This is a genomic window from Aliivibrio sp. 1S175, assembly GCF_001690985.1.
Classification (GTDB): domain Bacteria; phylum Pseudomonadota; class Gammaproteobacteria; order Enterobacterales; family Vibrionaceae; genus Aliivibrio.
On record NZ_MAJS01000079.1, the window covers coordinates 411,225 to 430,811 of the forward strand.

Sequence of the window (19,587 nt, forward strand, 5' to 3'; positions counted from 1 at the left end):
GGTTAGGGGGTATTTTTCATTAAGGACATCGCTGTGCTAAACCGTTTCCCTTTATGGAAGTATTTGATGGTAGTCTCAGTACTACTGATTGCCGCGTTATACGCACTTCCAAACCTTTATGGTGAAGATCCAGCCGTTCAAATCACGGGTAGCCGTGGTACTGAGGTTCAAACCTCTACGCTGGATGTTGTCGCTGAAAATTTAAAAAACAACGACATTGCTTATAAGTCTATTGCATTCGAAAATGGCAGTGTACTTGTTCGCTTTAATGATACTGATTCTCAAATCAGTGCTCGAGATATTATCAATCAATCACTAGGTAAAGATTACGTAGTGGCACTAAACCTTGCAGCATTAACTCCTGATTGGCTAACTTCTATTGGTGCTGCTCCAATGAAATTAGGTCTTGATCTTCGTGGCGGAGTGCACTTCTTAATGGAAGTGGATATGGATGCCGCAATGAGCAAACTCATTGGGCAACAACAAGAATCTTTCCGTACCGATTTACGTGAAGCAAAAATTCGTTATCGTGCGATTCGTGAATCAGGCAAAGATGCAGTTGAAGTTATTTTACGTGATGAAGATCAGTTAGCAGAAGCTAAAAAAATGCTGTCTGATACTCATCGTGATATGACGTTTGTTGATTCAGAAGTAAATGGTCAATTTAAGCTAGTTGCTAAGTTTACAGATCAACGTTTACAAGAGATTCGTAACTACGCAGTTGAGCAAAATATTACGATTATTCGTAACCGTGTTAACGAACTTGGTGTTGCTGAACCATTAGTTCAACGTCAAGGCGCTAGTCGTATTGTGGTTGAATTACCAGGTGTTCAAGATACCGCTCGTGCAAAAGAAATTTTAGGTGCAACAGCAACGCTTGAATTCCGTGAAGTCGATGATAAAGCGGATTTATCAGCAGCAGCTAGTGGCCGAGCACCTGCGGGCAGCGAAATTAAAGAAGATCGCGATGGTCGTCCTGTTGTTCTGAAAAAACGTATTATTCTGGGTGGAGCAAGCATTACTGATGCAAGCTCAAGCGCTGATGAATATGGTCGACCACAAGTCAACATCTCACTGGATAGTGAAGGTGGTAGTAAGATGACTGCATTTTCTCGTAAAAATATCGGCAAGCTAATGGCTACCGTATTTACAGAGTATAAAGACAGCGGTCGTCGCACACCTGAAGGTCGCGTTATTCTTGCTAAAACAGAAGAAGTGATTAACCAAGCAACCATTCAATCTGCATTGGGTCGTAGTTTCCGAATTACGGGTATCGACTCTCAGGCTGAAGCTCATAACCTTGCGTTACTACTTCGTGCTGGTGCTCTAATTGCACCTATCTCGATTGTTGAAGAGCGTACGATTGGTCCATCTATGGGTCAACAGAACATCGACATGGGTATTCAAGCATGTATCTGGGGTATGGTAGCTGTAATGCTATTCACTCTTGTTTATTACCGTGGTTTTGGTTTAGTCGCTAACTTGGCTCTTGCTGCTAACTTGGTGTTAATTATTGGCGTTATGTCAATGATCCCAGGCGCAACAATGACCTTACCTGGTATTGCAGGTATTGTCTTAACCGTTGGTATGGCCGTCGATGCAAACGTCCTTATTTTTGAACGTATTCGTGAAGAATTAAGAGACGGGCGTAATCCACAACAAGCAATCCATCAAGGTTATGCGAATGCATTTAGTACTATTGCCGATGCAAACATTACAACATTAATTACAGCAATTATTTTGTTTGCTGTTGGTACTGGTGCAATTAAAGGCTTCGCGGTAACGCTGTCTATTGGTATTTTGACTTCAATGTTTACGGCTATTGTAGGTACTCGTTGTATTATTAACTTAGTTTACGGCGGCAAGCGCGTAGACAAATTGTCGATCTAAGGGAATATTTGTCATGTTTCAAATAATGAAAGCAGAGAAAACGATCGACTTTATGCGTTGGTCTAAGCCTGCCTTTCTTTTCTCCATGCTGATGATTGTAGCCTCGCTTGCTACGCTATCAACAAAGTGGTTGAATTGGGGGTTAGATTTTACCGGTGGTACGCTAATTGAAGTGGGTTTTGAGCAGCCAGCTCAATTACAAGATATTCGTGGTGCATTAGAAGCAAAAGGCTTTGGAGATGCAACAGTACAAAACTTCGGTACTGCACGTGATGTTATTGTTCGTCTTCAACCTCGTGAAGGGATTAAAGGGGAAGAGTTAGGTAACCAAATCATTAGTGCAATTAAAGAAGGCACGGGTGATCAAGTTGAGATGCGTCGTATTGAGTTTGTTGGCCCTAATGTGGGTGATGAACTAACAGAGGCGGGTGGTTTAGCTATTCTGGTGTCTTTGTTATGTATCTTGGCTTATGTTTCTATTCGTTTCCAATGGCGTTTAGCTGCGGGTGCGGTATTAGCATTGGCCCATGATATTATCATTACGCTCGGTATCTTTTCATTCTTACAAATTGAAGTTGATTTAACGATTATCGCGGCACTACTAACGGTAGTGGGGTACTCCTTGAATGATACTATCGTTGTGTTTGACCGGATCCGTGAAAACTTCTTGAAGATGCGTAAAGGTGCTTCTGAAGAGATAATGAATGATTCAATTACCCAAACGTTGAGCCGAACATTGATTACATCAGCAACGACTTTGTTTGTGGTTATCGCATTGTTTGTTCAAGGCGGGGCAATGATTCATGGTTTTGCTTTAGCACTACTATTGGGTATTACTGTTGGTACGTATTCTTCTATCTACGTAGCTTCTGCATTGGCTCTTAAATTAGGTATTACACGTGAACACCTAATGCCAACACCTATCGATAAAGAAGGTGAGGAAGAATTTGAAGAAATGCCTTAATCGGTAATTTTAATATTCTGCTCATAAAAAATGGACCGTAATGGGTCCATTTTTTTATAGTTAAAAGTAGTATTTAAAGCTTATCTAAATCTCGTTCTATCTCTTCAATTTTACTCGCCACAACTTTTTCTAAATGGCGTAGATCGTTGAGTATTTTCTTTTTCACATCGGCAGGTGTTTCTTTTTCTGGACGTGTAATTTTATTTAACTCATCAATAATAAGAGTTAGGTTACGATTAATTTCGGTTGTTTCTTTATAACGGTGAGTACCACCATCGACTAAGACATTTTTTACTTGGCGTGGGTATTTAAACTTGACGCTTTTAGCAAATAATTCCCCTTTTTGCTTACCAAAGTAAATTTTTAATACATCTTTGTGGGCTTCTTGACGTAAAGAGTAACGTTCTATTTTTCCTGGTTCTGAAATTCCAAGGCTAACTAAGTGTGGGTACATGGTTTACTCCATTGTTATTATCTTGTTGTTTCAATCTTCATCTAAGATAAAGAGGATGACAAATAGCGTTAAACAAACTTGTGGTGTAGATCTGCTAAGTTTAAATATAGTTGTTTAAACCGCTTAATTTATTAAATTATCTACATTTTCAATGAGCGCTGCTTTTAGCTCGTCTTGTTTATCTTCATCAAGTCTTCCTCCTACATCAGAGGTTAGAATGAAAAGATCTTCTGCACGTTCACCAATAGTGGTGATCTTTGCTGCGTGAAGATTTACACCTAAACGTGCAAAAGTTGCCCCGACGGTTGCTAGTAAACCTGGAGTATCTAATGCTACGAATTCCATCAAAGTGCGTTTCCCCGTTTTTGTTGGAAGAAATTCCATGCGAGTCTTAACGGTAAAATGCTGTAATTGACGTGGTGGACGACGAGTTTTAATGTGCGTTTCTTGAGTTTCGAGCTCCACTGCATACAGTTGATCGATTAAACGTTGCTGTCTATCTTCATCAATAGGGTCGTCATTTTGGTCAAGAACCATAAAGGTATCAATGGCATAGCCATCTTTGCTCGACATTATTTGTGCGTCATAGATAGTAATGCTTCGTCTATCAAGCTCTGCTGCAACAGTAGCAAAAAGATGCGCCTGGTCTTTGCTGTAAATGAAAATTTCAGTGCCACCGCGCGTTGCATTTTTACTGATAAGTATTAATGATTCTTCTTTATTTTTGTGCTGAAGAAGATTACTTGCATGCCATGTAATTTGCTGATGTGTGTGACGTAAAAAATAATCAGCTTTAAATCGACGCCATAAGTCTTCAACTTGCCATTGAGTAAAACCCTCGGCACGTAATTGAGCTGAAGCCATATGTTGATTGTGTCGAATACGATCACGCATATCTGGTGGATTTTCTAAACCACGGCGTAATGCTCGCTGAGTCGCATTATATAAATCCGCGATCAGTGAACGTTTCCAACTGTTCCATAGGTCTGGGTTTGTTGCACTAATATCAGCAACAGTAAGACATACTAAATAGTCTAAACGTTCTTCATCTCTAACTTGTTTTGCAAATTCAGTAATAACATCTGGGTCATAAATATCACGGCGTTGAGCGGTGACAGACATTAATAAATGGCTTTTAACTAACCAAGATACAAGGTTTGCTTCTGGTTTTGATAATCCATGATGGATACAAAATTCATAAGCATCAATAGCGCCGAGTTCTGAATGGTCACCACCGCGGCCTTTCGCTATATCATGGAAAATAGCCGCAATAATCAATAGCTCTTTTTTGTTTATTTTTGGGTACACTTCGCAACATATTGGGTGTTTTTGTCGATTTTCAGGGTTTGAAAATGTATTAATATGATTTAATAAACGCATACTGTGTTCATCAACGGTGTAGGCATGAAAAAGGTCAAACTGCATTTGGCCTACAATTTGACTCCATTGCGGCAAGTATGCAGAAAGTACACCTAATCGATGCATAACACTGAATGCTTTATGAAGTGCATTAGGGTGCTGGGTTAGGCGAATAAACTTATCTCTAGCTTCTGGAATTTCACATAAAAAGCGATTAAGCCTGCGGCGTGCGGTACGCAATTGGCGCATTGTCGGTGGGGCAACCCCTTCAATGGTTGAGTCATTTGCTATAAGTAAAAACATATCAAGGATGGTATCAGGACGAGCTTGAAATAATGCCGGTTTTCTTGCTTCAATTAAACGGCCGCGACGCTGAAAATCCTCATTAATAATAATGGCTTTTTCTTGTTCACCTTGATGGATAATGGCTTCGTCAAAAATCTTTAATAACATGCTATTAAGTTCGGCAACGCGGCGCAGTGTGCGATAAAATTCTTTCATCATACGTTCAACGCCACGATTCCCCTCACCAATAAAGCCTAAGCGTTCAGCCACTTGTGGTTGATGCCCAAAAGTAAGGCGATTGTCATAACGTTTAAGTTCAATATGTAAGGCAAAGCGAACGCGCCATAGGAATTCTTGGCATTCAAGCAATTCTCGATATTCAGCGTCCGTTAAAAAGCCAGCTTGGCTCATTTCTAAAAGAGAAGTTGCACCAAAATGACGTCGAGCAATCCAGCTTAATGTGTGGATATCTCGTAACCCTCCAGGGCTGGATTTTATGTCTGGTTCTAGGTTGTAAGTCGTATCATGATAGCGGCTATGACGCTTCTTCTGTTCATCAATTTTAGCTTGATAAAAAGCGTCACTAGGCCAGAAACTGTCAGAGTGAATACTGAGTTTTAGTTTATGAGCAAACTCTTTATCACCACAAATATAACGGGATTCTTGAAGGTTCGTTGCAACCGTTAGGTCACTTTTCCCTATTTCTATGCATTCATTTAAAGAGCGAACGCTATGGCCAACCTCTAATTTCAAATCCCAAAGTAAGGTGACAAATGCACTGACTTTTTGGCAAAAGGAATCACTCGGACTGTCATTACTTAAAATTAATATATCGATATCAGATAAAGGATGAAGCTCACTACGACCATAGCCACCAACGGCAATTAATGTTGTTTTTGATAACTTTTCAAATTCAAAAAAACGCCACAACCGCGACAGTAGTTGATCAAAATAGAAAGATCGTTCAAAAACCAAATCTGAAACAGGCACGTTTTGCTGGAAAGATGTAATTTGGTGTTGAGATAAGAATGCGAGCTGTTGTTTTAATTCAGCAATTGTCAATTGTTGGTCGGATAAGGCAAGAGGAGATGTATAATTCATAGCAATCCCTGCTGATAAAAAAACAGAAGACCGAAGCCTTCTGTTTATTTCATTATTATTTGTTATTCATGTGTCTAGGAATACTTTCTTCAGCTCGAAGTGTTAGTACTTCACACCCTGTTTCAGTGACTAAAATAGTGTGCTCCCATTGAGCGGTATTTTTGCCGTCACCTGTATAAACTGTCCAACCATCATTGTCATCTTGTAGACAACCAAATTTACCTAAGTTAATCATTGGTTCGATAGTGAATGCCATACCTGCTTTTAGTACAGTACGATCATTATTCTTATAATGAACGACTTGTGGTTCTTCATGGAATTTAGAACCTATACCATGACCGCAGTAATCACGAACGATAGAGCATTTTGGTGTAGTGCCCTTGATGTACTTTTGAATAGCAGTACCAATTTCACCCAGTTTTACACCAGGTTTTACTTTTCGCATGCCTACATACAGACTTTCTTGTGCAATTAAGCATAAGCGTTTATCTGTTGAGCTAACGTCACCAATTAAAAACATCTTAGATGTATCGCCGTGGTAACCATCTTTGATTACTGTAATGTCGATATTAAGAATATCACCGTCTTTTAGTACTGCTGGTTTAGTAAAACCATTGTATTGCTCATCTTGTGTTGCCGGAATGCCGTGGCACACAATGTGATTGATTGAGGTACAAATAGATTTAGGAAAACCATGGTAGTTCAGTGGCGCAGGAATAGCACCTTGTACTTCAGTAATATGCTTGTGGCAAATTTGGTCAAGTTCTTCAGTTGTTACCCCAGCTTTTACGAAGGGTTCAATCATTTCAAGTACTTCTGCGGCTAATTGGCCGGCAACGCGCATTTTTTCAATTTCTGCAGCGCTTTTAATATTTACTGACATGGGCTTTTCTCTATCTAGAAATAAATCGTTCTGGTTAAACGATAATTGTTCTTAGTTTACCTAGGCTGTGTTTATCTTTCAATATGAAGAAGAATGAAAAATAATTCTTGTTTAAAAGGAATTCAGAATGATTTTTTTGAAAATAGTAGATTTTAACGGCGTTTTTATGGTATAAAGCGCGCCGGATTGGTTAACTATTGTTTGATGCAATGGTATGCCAAATCCAACATACTTTTATCTTAAATCACACACATATCGTCACGCAGTCTGGGGTGCTCAATTTTTTGATTATTTTAATCAATTGGTTAGGGTCGGATTATTAGCGGGATATGTGGAGGCCTAACCCCACTAACAGAGGAATTCTCAAATGGCAACTGTATCAATGCGCGATATGCTTAAAGCTGGTGTTCACTTCGGTCACCAAACTCGTTACTGGAACCCAAAAATGAAGCCATTCATCTTTGGTGCTCGTAATAAAGTTCATATCATCAACTTAGAAAAAACGGTACCAATGTTCAACGAAGCTTTAGCAGAACTTGCTAAAATCGGTAGCAAAAAAGGTAAAGTTCTTTTCGTTGGTACTAAGCGCGCTGCATCTGAAGCTGTTAAAGAAGCTGCAATCAACAGTGACCAGTACTACGTGAACAACCGTTGGTTAGGCGGCATGCTTACTAACTTTAAAACTGTTCGCCAGTCTATCAAGCGTTTAAAAGAATACGAAGTGCAAGCTCAAGACGGTACTTTCGAGCAAATCACTAAGAAAGAAGCGCTAATGCGTACGCGTAGCATGGAAAAACTAGAGAAATCTCTAGGCGGTATCAAAAACATGAACGGTCTTCCTGACGCGTTATTTGTTATCGATGCTGATCACGAGCACATTGCAGTTAAAGAAGCAAACAACCTAGGTATCCCAGTATTTGCTGTTGTTGATACTAACTCAAACCCAGATGGCGTTGACTACATTATCCCAGGTAACGATGACGCAATCCGCGCAATCCAACTTTACCTGAACGCTGCTGCTGATTCTGTAAAGTCTGGTCGTAACCAAGACGTTGCAGCTGCTGTAGCTGAAAAAGACGGTTTCGTAGAAGCTGAGTAATTTTCGACTCGTCGAATTATTATTTGCTCCTAGTGAGTCTTTTAGTTTCGTAGTAAACTAAAAATAGTTAGCAGGGGCCCAATTTGGCCCCTGATTTTTAACTTTTAAACCTATTTATATTGAGGAATTGAGAATGGCAACTGTAACTGCTGCTCTAGTTAAAGAACTTCGTGAACGTACTGCTGCTGGTATGATGGAATGTAAGAAAGCACTTGTTGAAGCTGAAGGCGACATCGAGTTAGCAATCGAAAACATGCGTAAATCTGGCGCAGCAAAAGCGGCTAAAAAAGCAGGCAACATCGCTGCTGAAGGCACAATCATCATTAAAGAAGAAGCTGGCGTAGCCGTTCTTCTTGAAGTTAACTGCCAAACTGATTTCGTAGCTAAAGATGGCGGCTTCCTAGCGTTCGCTAACGAAGTTGCAGAAGTAGCTTTAGCAGAACGTCTAAACGACATTACTGCTCTTCAAGCTAAATTTGAAGATGCTCGTATCGCTCTAGTTACTAAAATTGGCGAAAACATCAGCATCCGTCGCGTTCAACTAGTTGAAGGCGTTGCATTGGCTTCTTACCGTCACGGCGAGAAAATCGGTGTTGTTGTTGCTGGTGAAGGTGCTGCTGAAACGCTTAAGCACATCGCTATGCACGTTGCTGCTTCTAAGCCTGAATACGTTAACCCATCTGACGTACCTGCTGAAGTAGTAGAAAAAGAAAAAGCTGTTCAAGTTGAAATCGCTATGAACGAAGGCAAACCTCAAGAAATCGCTGAGAAAATGGTTATTGGCCGTATGAAGAAATTCACGGGCGAAGTTTCTCTAACAGGTCAAGCTTTCATCATGGAACCTAAGAAAACTGTTGCTGAAGTTCTTAAAGAGAACGGCGCATCAGTAACTAACTTCGTACGTTTAGAAGTTGGTGAAGGTATCGAGAAAGCTGTTGAAATGAGCTTTGCTGATGAAGTAGCAGCGGTACAAAAAGGTTAATCCTTACGTATTGTTGATAAAAAAGACCGTGGCTTTGCTGCGGTCTTTTTGTGAAAGCGAACTAAAATCGATTAAAAATGATATGAGATAATAGTTGTAACCACTTATTATTAATTTATGTAAATAAGATTAATGTTAAATGGCTACAGTTATTTCGACAACTCTTAGTGAAAAGGTAAGAACCATGACGACGAACCCGAAACCAGTATATCAGCGTATTCTATTGAAACTTAGTGGTGAAGCACTTCAAGGCGAAGAGGGTTTTGGTATTGACCCTGCAACACTTGAGCGTATGGCTCAAGAGATAAAAGAATTGATTGAACTTGGTGTTCAAGTAGGTGTTGTTATCGGTGGCGGTAATCTTTTCCGTGGTGCAGGTCTTGCTGAAGCCGGTATGAACCGTGTTGTAGGTGACCACATGGGTATGCTAGCAACGGTAATGAATGGCCTTGCTATGCGTGATGCGCTTCACCGTGCTTATGTAAATGCACGTGTAATGTCTGCTATCCCTCTAAAAGGCGTGTGTGATGATTACAATTGGGCTGACGCTATTGCTCAATTGCGTCAAGGTCGCGTAGTGATCTTTTCTGCGGGAACGGGTAACCCATTCTTTACTACCGATTCTGCTGCATGTTTACGTGGTATTGAAATTGAAGCTGACATCGTTTTAAAAGCGACAAAAGTAGATGGTGTGTTTACCGCTGATCCAGTATCTAACCCTGATGCAGAATTATATGATAAACTGGATTACAACACTGTTCTTGAAAAAGAATTAAAAGTTATGGACTTAGCTGCATTTACTCTTGCTCGTGACCACAAAATGCCAATTCGTGTATTCAATATGAATAAGCCGGGTGCATTACGTCGCGTAGTAATGGGTGAAGCTGAAGGTACTTTAATCAGCAGCGCTGAATAAGTAGTCCTGAATAAAATAACAATTAAGGTGAAGTTGTGATTAACGAAATTAAAAAAGACGCTCAAGAGCGCATGGAAAAAAGTGTAGAGTCACTGAGAAATAACCTGTTAAAAATTCGTACAGGTCGTGCACACCCAAGTCTTCTATCTGGTCTTTCTGTTGAGTATTACGGTGCAAGAACGCCGATCAATCAAGTTGCAAACATTATTGCTGAAGATTCTCGTACTCTTGCAATTACTGTTTTTGATAAAGAACTTGCAGGTCTTGTTGAAAAAGCGATCATGATGTCTGACCTTGGTTTAAACCCAATGTCTGCAGGTACGGTAATTCGTGTACCACTTCCACCATTAACAGAAGAGCGTCGTAAAGACCTTGTTAAGATTGTTCGTGGTGAAGCTGAAGGCGCTCGTGTTGCTGTTCGTAACATCCGTCGTGATGCTAATGGCGATCTAAAAGGTCTTCTTAAAGACAAAGAAATATCAGAAGATGATGATCGTAGAGCACAAGATGAGATTCAAAAACTGACAGATGCAGCAGTTAAGAGTGTTGATGACGTGCTTTCAGTTAAAGAAAAAGAGTTAATGGAAGTATAATTTACTTTTATTACTCATTGTTCAGGCTGATTTTTTTATTAATTTAATGATATGATATCAGCTGTGAACACGATAAGAAGCGCTATGTGTAGACATTAGCGCTTTTATTTTTAAGGGAGTTATATGGCCAGTCAAACTAACAGCGAGTTTTTATCATTTGAAGTACTGCCAAAACATATTGCGGTAATTATGGATGGTAATGGACGTTGGGCGAAAGCTCAGGGAAAACCTCGTGTATTTGGTCATAAAGCCGGTGTTGATGCGGTGAGAAAAACCATATCAGCAGCGAGTAAATTAAATATTAAAGCGATTACGCTTTTTGCTTTTAGTAGTGAAAACTGGCGCCGTCCCGAAGAAGAAGTTAGCGTTCTTATGGAGTTGTTTATCACGGTACTTTCTCGTGAGGTAAAACGTCTTCATAAAAATAATATTCAGTTACGTGTGATAGGTGATACTTCTCAGTTTAGCGCTCGTCTTCAAAAGAAAATTGTGGATGCGGAAGCATTAACCTGTGAAAATTCAGGTTTAGTGTTAAATGTTGCTGCAAATTATGGCGGCAAGTGGGATATTACTCAAGCTGTAAAACGACTTGCTTATCAAGTCGAACAAGGTAACTTACAGGCAAATGAAATTGACGAAGAAGCGATTGCTTCTAAGCTAACAATGTCAGATTTGCCTGATGTGGATTTGATGATAAGAACCAGTGGAGAATGCCGTATTAGCAACTTTATGTTGTGGCAAATGGCCTATGCTGAGTTCTATTTCACTGACCAATATTGGCCTGATTTTAATGAACAAAGCTTAGCTGATGCTGTTGCTTGGTTTGTAAGTCGAGAAAGACGATTTGGTTGTACGGGTGAGCAAATCCAAGCTCTAATGAACGAAAAGGATCGATAAAGTTTGAAACAGCGCATTATTACTGCTCTTATCTTAGCACCTCTAGTTATTGCCGGCATTTTCATGTTGCCAATGCAAGGTTTCTTAATTGCGATCACAGCAATTACTCTGGTTGGATTTTGGGAGTGGACTCAGTTTACTGAATCAAAATCACGTTACGTTGCTTTAATCCCTTCTGTAGCAGCCCTTGCTGCCTCTTTATTTTTACTTCCAACATCAACACTTGAATTGATGATTCCAAGTGATGGGCACCAAGCGATATTATTGATTGGTACTGTTTGGTGGTTAGTTGCATCAGGACTCGTTCTTACGTTTCCAAGCAGTAAGAAATTATGGCAAAACAATCTACTTTTAAAACACCTTTTTGGTTGGCTAACCATGATCCCATTTTTGTGGAGTATTTTACTATTACGAGCTGACAGTTATGTAATTGATAGCTTCTACGGTGCAAAATTAGTGTTGTTGGTTTGTTTATTGGTATGGGCTGCAGATAGTGGTGCTTACTTTGCGGGCAAAACTTTTGGTAAGCGTAAAATGTCACCAGCCGTAAGTCCAAATAAAACGATTGAAGGATTAATCGGTGGCGTAATTACCGCCATTATTGTCGGTTGGATTGGCGCAAGTGCATTTGATATCCGTTTTGACAGTACCGCTGCTATGCTAGGTATTTTTATTGCTACCATTATTATTTCTGTTCTGGGTGATCTTGTTGAAAGTATGTTCAAACGAGCATCTGGTATAAAAGACAGTGGAACAATCATTCCTGGTCATGGTGGTATTTTAGATCGTATTGATAGCTTAACTGCTGCATTCCCAGTGTTTGCTTTCTTGTACTTTCTGTAGTTAGTTTCTCTTCTATTTTGAAGAACTAAATCAACTTAATTTATACGGTAGATATTATAATCTACCGTTTTTCTATTCAATTTTCATTGTGGTCATTCATTATGCGCAAGTTAACCATTTTAGGTGCTACAGGCTCTATTGGTAGTAGTACACTTTCAGTCGCAAAACAAAATGCTGATAAATTTGATGTTGTTGCATTAGGTGCAGGAAGCAACGTTGAAAAAATGCTGGAGCTTTGTTGTGAATGGCAACCCAAATATGTGGCTATGGCAAGTGCAGACGCAGCAAATACATTGATCGGCAAACTTAAAGAACACCGTCTTAATGTTGAAGTCTTTTCTGGTGAAGAAGGACTTTGTCATATTGCTCAGCTTGATGAAATTGATACCGTAATGGCCGCAATTGTTGGTGCTGCTGGTTTATTACCAACGATGTCAGCAGTAAAAGCAGGAAAACGCATATTACTTGCGAATAAAGAAGCCTTAGTTATGTCTGGGCAGTTATTCATCGATGCCGTCGAAAAGTATGGGGCAGAATTACTTCCCGTCGACAGTGAACATAATGCCATATTTCAATGTCTTCCTGAACGTATTCAAACTAATTTAGGTCGTTGTGATTTAGATGCTAATGGTATTAGCTCTATTTTATTGACCGGTTCAGGTGGCCCATTTCGTTATACAAATATTTCAGAATTAGAGTCAGTTACTCCTGAAATGGCGATAGCGCACCCTAATTGGTCAATGGGGCCGAAGATCTCTGTTGATTCAGCAACAATGATGAACAAAGGGTTGGAGTATATTGAAGCTCGCTGGTTGTTTAACGCAAGTAAAGAACAATTGAAAGTTGTGATTCACCCACAATCTGTAATTCACTCTATGGTTCAGTACAAAGATGGTTCAGTCTTAGCGCAAATGGGGCTTCCTGATATGAGAACGCCTATCGCCTGTACTATGTCCTACCCTAAGCGAGTGAATGCAGGAGTGGAGCCGCTAGACTTTACCAAAATTGGTGAGTTTAGTTTTATCGCCCCTGATTTTTCCCGCTACCCATGTTTAAAATTAGCCATTGATGCTTGTTATTTAGGTCAACATGCAACAACAGGACTAAATGCCGCGAATGAACAATCGGTCGCTGCTTTTTTGAACGGACAGATTAAATTTACTGACATAGCTCGAATTAATGAGTTGGTTTTGGACAAAGTATGCGCAAACTTCCAAAACCTTGAGCTAGATAGCTTGGAAAGCCTGATTGACCTAGATAGAATGGCCCGTCATTATGCCGATGAGGCAATTAAAAAGGTTTAACTATGTCAGAACTTCTATGGAATTTAGCATCATTCATCATTGCATTGGGCATTCTTGTTGCCGTACATGAATACGGACACTTTTGGGTTGCACGCCGTTGTGGTGTAATTGTTGAAAAGTTTTCTATTGGTTTTGGTAAAGCGCTTTGGAGTAAAAAAGGCAAAGACGGCACTGAATACAGTATTTCCATGATCCCTCTTGGTGGTTATGTGAAAATGCTTGATGAGCGTGTTGACGATGTGCCTGAAGAGTTAAAAAAGCATGCATTTAATAATCGTCCTCTATGGCAGAGGAGCGCTATTGTTGCTGCGGGTCCAATCGCGAACTTTATTTTTGCCGTAATTGCATGCTGGCTTGCTTTTATGATCGGAGTAACAGCACTTAAGCCTGTTGTCGGTCATATTGAAAATAATTCTATCTTTTCTCAAGCAGGAATTGAATCTGGAGTGGAACTAAAAGCCATTTCAGGAATCAAAACTTCCGATTGGGAATCGGTAAACATGGCAATTGTTTCTCATATTGGTGATGAATCAATGACGGTAACCTACAGCGATAAAAATAATATTGGTGTAGATATTACTAAAAATCTTGATTTATCAGAGTGGGCATTTGACCCAGAAAAAGATTCACCGATGGTGTCATTAGGTTTTTTACCTTATCGTCCTAAATTGACGCTTAATATAGCGAATGTTAGTGCGAACAGCGCCGCCGAAAAATCAGGTTTACGTGCTGGAGATAGCTTAGCTTCGGTTAATGGAATTAAATTAACGGAATGGCAAGATATGGTGAATGCCATTCAAGCCAATCCAAATAAAACGATTGAACTAACCGTTCTTCGTGATGGTGTTGAAACTACGTTGGCATTAACGCCAGATAGTAAAGAAAATGCGAAAGGCAATGTGATCGGCTTTGCTGGTGTTTCACCAGTATTTGAGCAATGGCCTGAAGGCTATCGTTATGAAAAACAGTACGGCCCAATCATTGCGCTTGGAAAAGCGATTGAAAAAACAGGCAGTATTATTGATTTAACATTAACCATGACAAAAAAATTGTTCACGGGTGATGTTGCTTTAAACAACTTAAGTGGCCCAATCTCCATAGCAAAAGGAGCAGGGACAACCGCTGAGTATGGTTTAGTATCATTTTTAGGATTTTTAGCTTTAATTAGTGTTAATTTAGGTATTATTAATCTATTGCCTCTTCCGGTACTGGATGGCGGACATTTACTCTTTTTTGCTATTGAAGGCATTACACGTAAACCCGTATCGGAAAGAGTTCAGGAAATTGGTTATAAAGTAGGTACAGCAATGATCATGTCATTAATGGCTGTCGCTTTATTTAACGACTTTATGCGCCTTTAAGTAGTAGCAAGGGAATTATAAAACGTATTATGGCGATGAAAAAATTGTTGATTGCTACATTGCTCTTTAGCAGTGTAGCAGCGCAGAGCGCAGAAACTTTTGTGGTTGATGACATACGCTTTGAGGGATTACAGCGTGTAGCATTAGGTGCTGCATTACTTAAAACACCAGTTCGAGTTGGCGATTCAATGAGCCAGCAAGATGTATCACAAGTCATTCAAGCACTATTTGCTTCTGGTAACTTTGAAGATGTCAAAGTATACCGTGATGGTAATGCCTTACTGATCAAGGTTACGGAACGTCCAACGATTGCAAATATCTCTTTTTCTGGTAACAAAGCCATTAAAGAAGAGCAGATGCAGCAGAATTTAGAAGCCTCTTCTATTCGAGTTGGTGAAGCATTAGATCGAACAACATTAAGTAATATTGAAAAGGGCTTAGAAGACTTTTATTACAGTGTTGGTAAGTACAATGCAACTGTTCATGCCGTGGTGACGCCATTGCCTCGAAATCGTGCCGATCTTAAGTTTGTATTTACTGAAGGTGTGTCGGCTAAAATCCAGCAAATTAACTTTATTGGGAATGAAGTCTTTACTGATGAGCAGCTCCTCAGTCGCTTTAATCTTAATGTAGATATTGCATGGTGGAACTTTTTAGCGGATGAAAAATATCAAAAGCAAGTGCTTGCTGGTGATATAGAAGCCCTACGTTCATATTATCTTGACCGCGGTTATTTGAAATTCCAAGTCGACTCTACACAAGTTTCTATCTCTCCAGATAAGAAAGGGGTTTATATCGCCTTAACAGTGGATGAAGGCGCGGCTTACACGGTGAGTGGTGTTAAATTCCAAGGCGAATTGATCGGTAAAGAAGACGAGTTTAAAAAACTAGTTCCTTTTGAAGATGGTGAGGTTTACAACGGTTCTGCGGTTACTCGCTTAGAAGAGAATGTTAAGCGAATTTTAGGTGAAGCCGGTTATGCTTACCCTCAAGTTCGTACCATGCCAGAATTTGATGATGAAAACCAAACGGTATCATTAGTTATCAATGTAGAAGCTGGTAACCGTATTTACGTCCGTGATATCAAATTTGTGGGTAATACATCAACAAAAGATGAAGTATTGCGTCGTGAAATGCGTCAAATGGAAAGTGCTTGGTTAAACTCTAAATCGATTGAAACGGGTAAAAATCGTCTTAACCGTCTGGGGTTCTTTGAAACGGTTGATGTACAAACAGTGCGAGTTCCGGGTTCTGATGACCAAGTTGATCTGGTGTATTCAGTAAAAGAAGCAAACTCAGGCAGTGTTAACTTCGGTGTCGGTTATGGTACTGAATCAGGCGTGAGCTTCCAAGTCGGTCTGCAGCAAGATAACTTCGTTGGTTCTGGTAACCGCGTTGGTATCAATGCAATGATGAACGATTATCAAAAGAACATTAGCTTAGATTATCGTGATCCGTACTGGAACCTTGATGGTGTCAGTCTTGGTGGTAAGGTTTTCTATAATGAGTTTGAAGCGTCTGATGCGGGTATTGTCGATTATACCAACCAAAGTTATGGTGCCAGCCTAACGTGGGGCTTTCCGTTTGATGAGTTAAATTACTTCGAAATTGGTGTGGGATATACTCATAACAAAATCTCTAATCTAGAAGGGTATGTTCAAATTGATCAATATCTGACTTCTGTAGGTGATGCTTATGACGAAGGCGCTCAGCAATTAATAGTAAGCGACTTTGATGTGACGTTATCTTGGACTCGTAATAACTTGAACAAGGGTTACTTCCCGACAGCGGGTAACTATCAACGTGCGTCATATAAAATAACAACGCCGAATTCAGATTCACAGTTCTTTAAAGCACAATATGAAGTTCGCCAATATTTCCCATTAACGAAAAAGCATGAGTTTGCGCTATTGATGCGTGGTAAAGCTGGTTATGGTAATGGTTATGGTCAAACTGAAGGTAATGACAACCTGTATCCATTCTATGAGAACTTTTATGCAGGTGGCTTTACTACGTTGCGTGGCTTTGGTTCAAACTCTGCGGGCCCTAAAGCCGTTTATGCTCAAGGCTCAAATGGCGGTATAGGCAACAATACGTCTTATGCTGCAACAGATGACTCTGTTGGTGGTAATGCTACCGCGCTTGCGAGTATTGAGTTGATCGTCCCTACGCCATTTGCTAGTGAAGAAACACAAAGCCAAATTAGAACGAGTGTGTTCTTTGATATGGCGAGTGTTTGGGATACTGAGTTTGATTATAAAGAGCCAAAAGCAGGAATGGATGGAGCGCAGTATTATTATGATTACTCTGATCCGTCGAACTTTAGGTCGTCATATGGTGCAGCCTTGCAATGGATGTCTCCAATGGGACCTCTTGTATTCTCAGTTGCGAAACCCGTGAAAATTTATGAAGGTGATGACGAAGAATTCTTTAGTTTCACCATCGGTCGAACTTTCTAAGCATTGATAGCTCTAATAGAAAAGTGTTAATGTAAACTGGTTCAATTTAGCTCGATAATAATTAATTAAGGATATGATTTTGAAAAAGTTAGTAAAAGTAGCCGCTTTAGGCACAGTATTGTTAAGTGGTTCTTTTTTTGCTAATGCAGCAGAAGCCGCAACCAAAATTGGTTATGTAAATATGGCTCAGATCGTTCAGCAAATGCCGCAACGTGAAGCAATTTCAGAAAAGCTTCGTGCTGAATTTAAAGATCGCATTGATGAACTACGCAGTTTAGAGTCAAAGATTAAAGATAAAGTAGAAACGATTAAGCGTGATGGTGAACTTCTTGGTAATTCAGGTAAAACGAAGCTTGAGCGTGAAATCGCTTCTCTTCAATCTGATTACAAATTAAAAGCACAAGCATTAGATGAAGATAACCGTCGTCGTCAAGGTGAAGAGCGTCAGAAGTTGATCATGCAAGTTCAACAAACAGTAGAAAAAGTAGCAAATAAAGAAGGCTACGATATGGTTGTTGATGCACAAACATTACTTTGGGCAAAACCAGAAGACAACCTATCAGAACAAGTGATTAAAGCAATTAAATAAGGTTGAAGATGACTCGTATTACGCTTGCTGAATTGGCAAAAAAACTAGGTGCAACAGTCCACGGAAATGGTGATGTTGTTGTTCATTCTATCGCTTCGATGAGTAAAGCAAGTGAGGGAGATATTACTTTTCTTTCTGATGCTAAATATCGTAAGCAATTGGCTGGTTGCCAAGCATCAGCGGTGATTGTAAAGGAGGCAGAGGTTGAGTTCTGCCAATCTAATGCATTAATAATGCGAGACCCATATTTAGGCTTTGCGTTAGCAGCTCAAGCTTTAGATACGACACCAGCGCCAGCAAAAGATATTGCGCCATCAGCATTCATTGCTGATGATGCAATTATTGGTGAGGGTGTTGCTATCGGTCATCATGCAGTTATCGAATCAAAAGCGGTGATTGCAGATGGAGCAATTATTGGCTCTGGCTGTTTTATTGGTCAAGAAGCCAAAATTGGTAAAAATACTAAATTATGGGCAAACGTTTCTGTTTATCATCGAGTAGAAATTGGTGAGTCTTGCTTAATTCAATCAGGTACTGTTATTGGTTCTGATGGCTTTGGCTACGCAAATGACCGTGGTACATGGGTTAAAATCCCACAACTGGGTACTGTAATTATTGGCGATAATGTTGAGATTGGTGCTAATACGGCAATCGACCGTGGAGCTATTGATAATACCGTTATTGAAAGTAATGTAATTATTGATAACCAAATTCAAATTGCACATAACGTACAAGTCGGATCTGGTTCTGCTATGGCCGGTGGTACAATTGTCGCTGGCAGTACTAAAATTGGTAAGCACTGTATTATCGGTGGTGGTTCAGTGATTAATGGCCATATTGAAATTACGGATGGTGTTACCATTACAGGTATGGGAATGGTGATGAGAGGCATCAGCGAAAAAGGCATGTACTCATCAGGTATTCCACTGCAAACGAATAAAGAATGGCGTAAAACTGCGACTCGAGTTCATAAAATTGATGAAATGAATAAGCGACTAAAAGCAGTTGAAAAAAAGCTTGTTGATTAACTCTAGTTTTTACACATTCTAATTAATAACAATAGGTCTGCATTTTGCAGACCTTTGTCTATCTATTATTACTCGATTTGAGCTACACTATTACTCAGATACGATATTGTTTTATAGGAATATTATTTTGACTCGTGAAAATAAAACACTCAACATTACAGAAATCCAAGAGTTATTACCCCATCGTTACCCATTCCTATTGGTTGACCGAGTAACGGATTTCGAAGAAGAAAAATACTTGCACGCGATCAAGAATGTGTCTGTAAATGAGCCTCAATTTACTGGTCACTTCCCAAAAATGCCAATTTTCCCTGGTGTATTGATTCTTGAAGCAATGGCTCAAGCAACTGGTTTACTTGCATTTAAATCATTTGGTGCCCCTGCTGAGAATGAGCTTTACTATTTTGCTAGTATTGATAAGGCTAAATTCCGTAAGCCAGTCGTTCCTGGCGATCAACTAATTATCGAAGTTGAATTTATTAAAGACCGCCGAGGTATTGCATTATTTAATGGTGTAGCAAAAGTTGACGGTGCTGTAGTGTGTTCTGCTGAACTTAAGTGTGCAAGACGAGAGTTTTAA

Annotated in this window: 17 protein-coding genes; 14 read left to right on the forward strand and 3 right to left on the reverse strand. The window is 39.8% G+C overall.

Features of this window, described 5'->3' with window-relative positions; all coding sequences use genetic code 11:
* Nucleotides 1-33 precede the first annotated feature (33 nt).
* Together secD and secF are read left to right on the forward strand one after the other, a co-directional pair.
* On the forward strand, nt 34-1,890 hold the full coding sequence (gene secD / locus A6E06_RS17095) for a protein translocase subunit SecD (RefSeq protein WP_083190363.1): 1,857 nt from the start codon (nt 34-36) through the stop codon (nt 1,888-1,890).
* A 13-nt stretch (nt 1,891-1,903) separates the two neighbouring features.
* A complete protein-coding gene (secF, locus tag A6E06_RS17100) occupies nt 1,904-2,854 on the forward strand; it encodes a protein translocase subunit SecF (RefSeq protein WP_065593913.1) in 951 nt (316 codons plus the stop codon).
* 73 nt (nt 2,855-2,927) lie between these two features.
* On the opposite strand, the gene A6E06_RS17105 is transcribed toward secF, so the two are convergent.
* From A6E06_RS17105 to map, 3 genes are all read right to left on the reverse strand, one after another.
* A complete protein-coding gene (locus A6E06_RS17105; protein WP_065593912.1) occupies nt 2,928-3,308 on the reverse strand; it encodes a DUF3461 family protein in 381 nt (126 codons plus the stop codon).
* A 123-nt stretch (nt 3,309-3,431) separates the two neighbouring features.
* Nucleotides 3,432-6,053: a bifunctional uridylyltransferase/uridylyl-removing protein GlnD gene (gene glnD / locus A6E06_RS17110; RefSeq protein ID WP_065593911.1), complete on the reverse strand. Its 2,622-nt coding sequence runs from the start codon at nt 6,051-6,053 to the stop codon at nt 3,432-3,434.
* A 55-nt stretch (nt 6,054-6,108) separates the two neighbouring features.
* Nucleotides 6,109-6,936, reverse strand: a complete 828-nt coding sequence (gene map, locus A6E06_RS17115) for a type I methionyl aminopeptidase (RefSeq protein WP_065593910.1) — start codon at nt 6,934-6,936, stop codon at nt 6,109-6,111.
* Nucleotides 6,937-7,303: 367 nt separating this feature from the next.
* On the opposite strand from map, the gene rpsB reads away from it, so the two are divergent.
* The 12 genes from rpsB (at nt 7,304) to fabZ (ending at nt 19,587) form a co-directional block, all read left to right on the forward strand.
* Entirely contained in the window at nt 7,304-8,035 is a 732-nt protein-coding gene (rpsB, locus tag A6E06_RS17120) for a 30S ribosomal protein S2 (protein ID WP_065593909.1), read from the forward strand.
* Nucleotides 8,036-8,168: 133 nt separating this feature from the next.
* Nucleotides 8,169-9,017: a translation elongation factor Ts gene (gene tsf / locus A6E06_RS17125; RefSeq protein ID WP_065593908.1), complete on the forward strand. Its 849-nt coding sequence runs from the start codon at nt 8,169-8,171 to the stop codon at nt 9,015-9,017.
* A gap of 184 nt (nt 9,018-9,201) precedes the next feature.
* A complete protein-coding gene (gene pyrH, locus A6E06_RS17130; protein WP_065593907.1) occupies nt 9,202-9,933 on the forward strand; it encodes a UMP kinase in 732 nt (243 codons plus the stop codon).
* A 35-nt stretch (nt 9,934-9,968) separates the two neighbouring features.
* Nucleotides 9,969-10,526: a ribosome recycling factor gene (gene frr / locus A6E06_RS17135; protein ID WP_065593906.1), complete on the forward strand. Its 558-nt coding sequence runs from the start codon at nt 9,969-9,971 to the stop codon at nt 10,524-10,526.
* A 123-nt stretch (nt 10,527-10,649) separates the two neighbouring features.
* The gene (locus tag A6E06_RS17140; protein WP_065593905.1) at nt 10,650-11,423 is read left to right on the forward strand and encodes an isoprenyl transferase; all 774 of its coding nucleotides are present in this window, start codon (nt 10,650-10,652) and stop codon (nt 11,421-11,423) included.
* Between the two features lie 3 nt (nt 11,424-11,426).
* Complete coding sequence (locus tag A6E06_RS17145; RefSeq protein ID WP_065593904.1) at nt 11,427-12,266, forward strand: phosphatidate cytidylyltransferase; 840 nt, start codon at nt 11,427-11,429, stop codon at nt 12,264-12,266.
* A gap of 101 nt (nt 12,267-12,367) precedes the next feature.
* Entirely contained in the window at nt 12,368-13,570 is a 1,203-nt protein-coding gene (gene ispC / locus A6E06_RS17150; protein ID WP_065593903.1) for a 1-deoxy-D-xylulose-5-phosphate reductoisomerase, read from the forward strand.
* 2 nt (nt 13,571-13,572) lie between these two features.
* Nucleotides 13,573-14,931, forward strand: coding sequence for a sigma E protease regulator RseP (rseP, locus tag A6E06_RS17155; RefSeq protein ID WP_065593902.1), 1,359 nt, complete (start codon nt 13,573-13,575; stop codon nt 14,929-14,931).
* Nucleotides 14,932-14,960: 29 nt separating this feature from the next.
* Nucleotides 14,961-17,390: an outer membrane protein assembly factor BamA gene (bamA, locus tag A6E06_RS17160; protein WP_065593901.1), complete on the forward strand. Its 2,430-nt coding sequence runs from the start codon at nt 14,961-14,963 to the stop codon at nt 17,388-17,390.
* Between the two features lie 73 nt (nt 17,391-17,463).
* Nucleotides 17,464-17,979: an OmpH family outer membrane protein gene (locus A6E06_RS17165; RefSeq protein WP_065593900.1), complete on the forward strand. Its 516-nt coding sequence runs from the start codon at nt 17,464-17,466 to the stop codon at nt 17,977-17,979.
* An 8-nt stretch (nt 17,980-17,987) separates the two neighbouring features.
* Nucleotides 17,988-19,007, forward strand: coding sequence for a UDP-3-O-(3-hydroxymyristoyl)glucosamine N-acyltransferase (gene lpxD, locus A6E06_RS17170; protein ID WP_065593899.1), 1,020 nt, complete (start codon nt 17,988-17,990; stop codon nt 19,005-19,007).
* A gap of 127 nt (nt 19,008-19,134) precedes the next feature.
* A complete protein-coding gene (fabZ, locus tag A6E06_RS17175) occupies nt 19,135-19,587 on the forward strand; it encodes a 3-hydroxyacyl-ACP dehydratase FabZ (RefSeq protein ID WP_065593898.1) in 453 nt (150 codons plus the stop codon).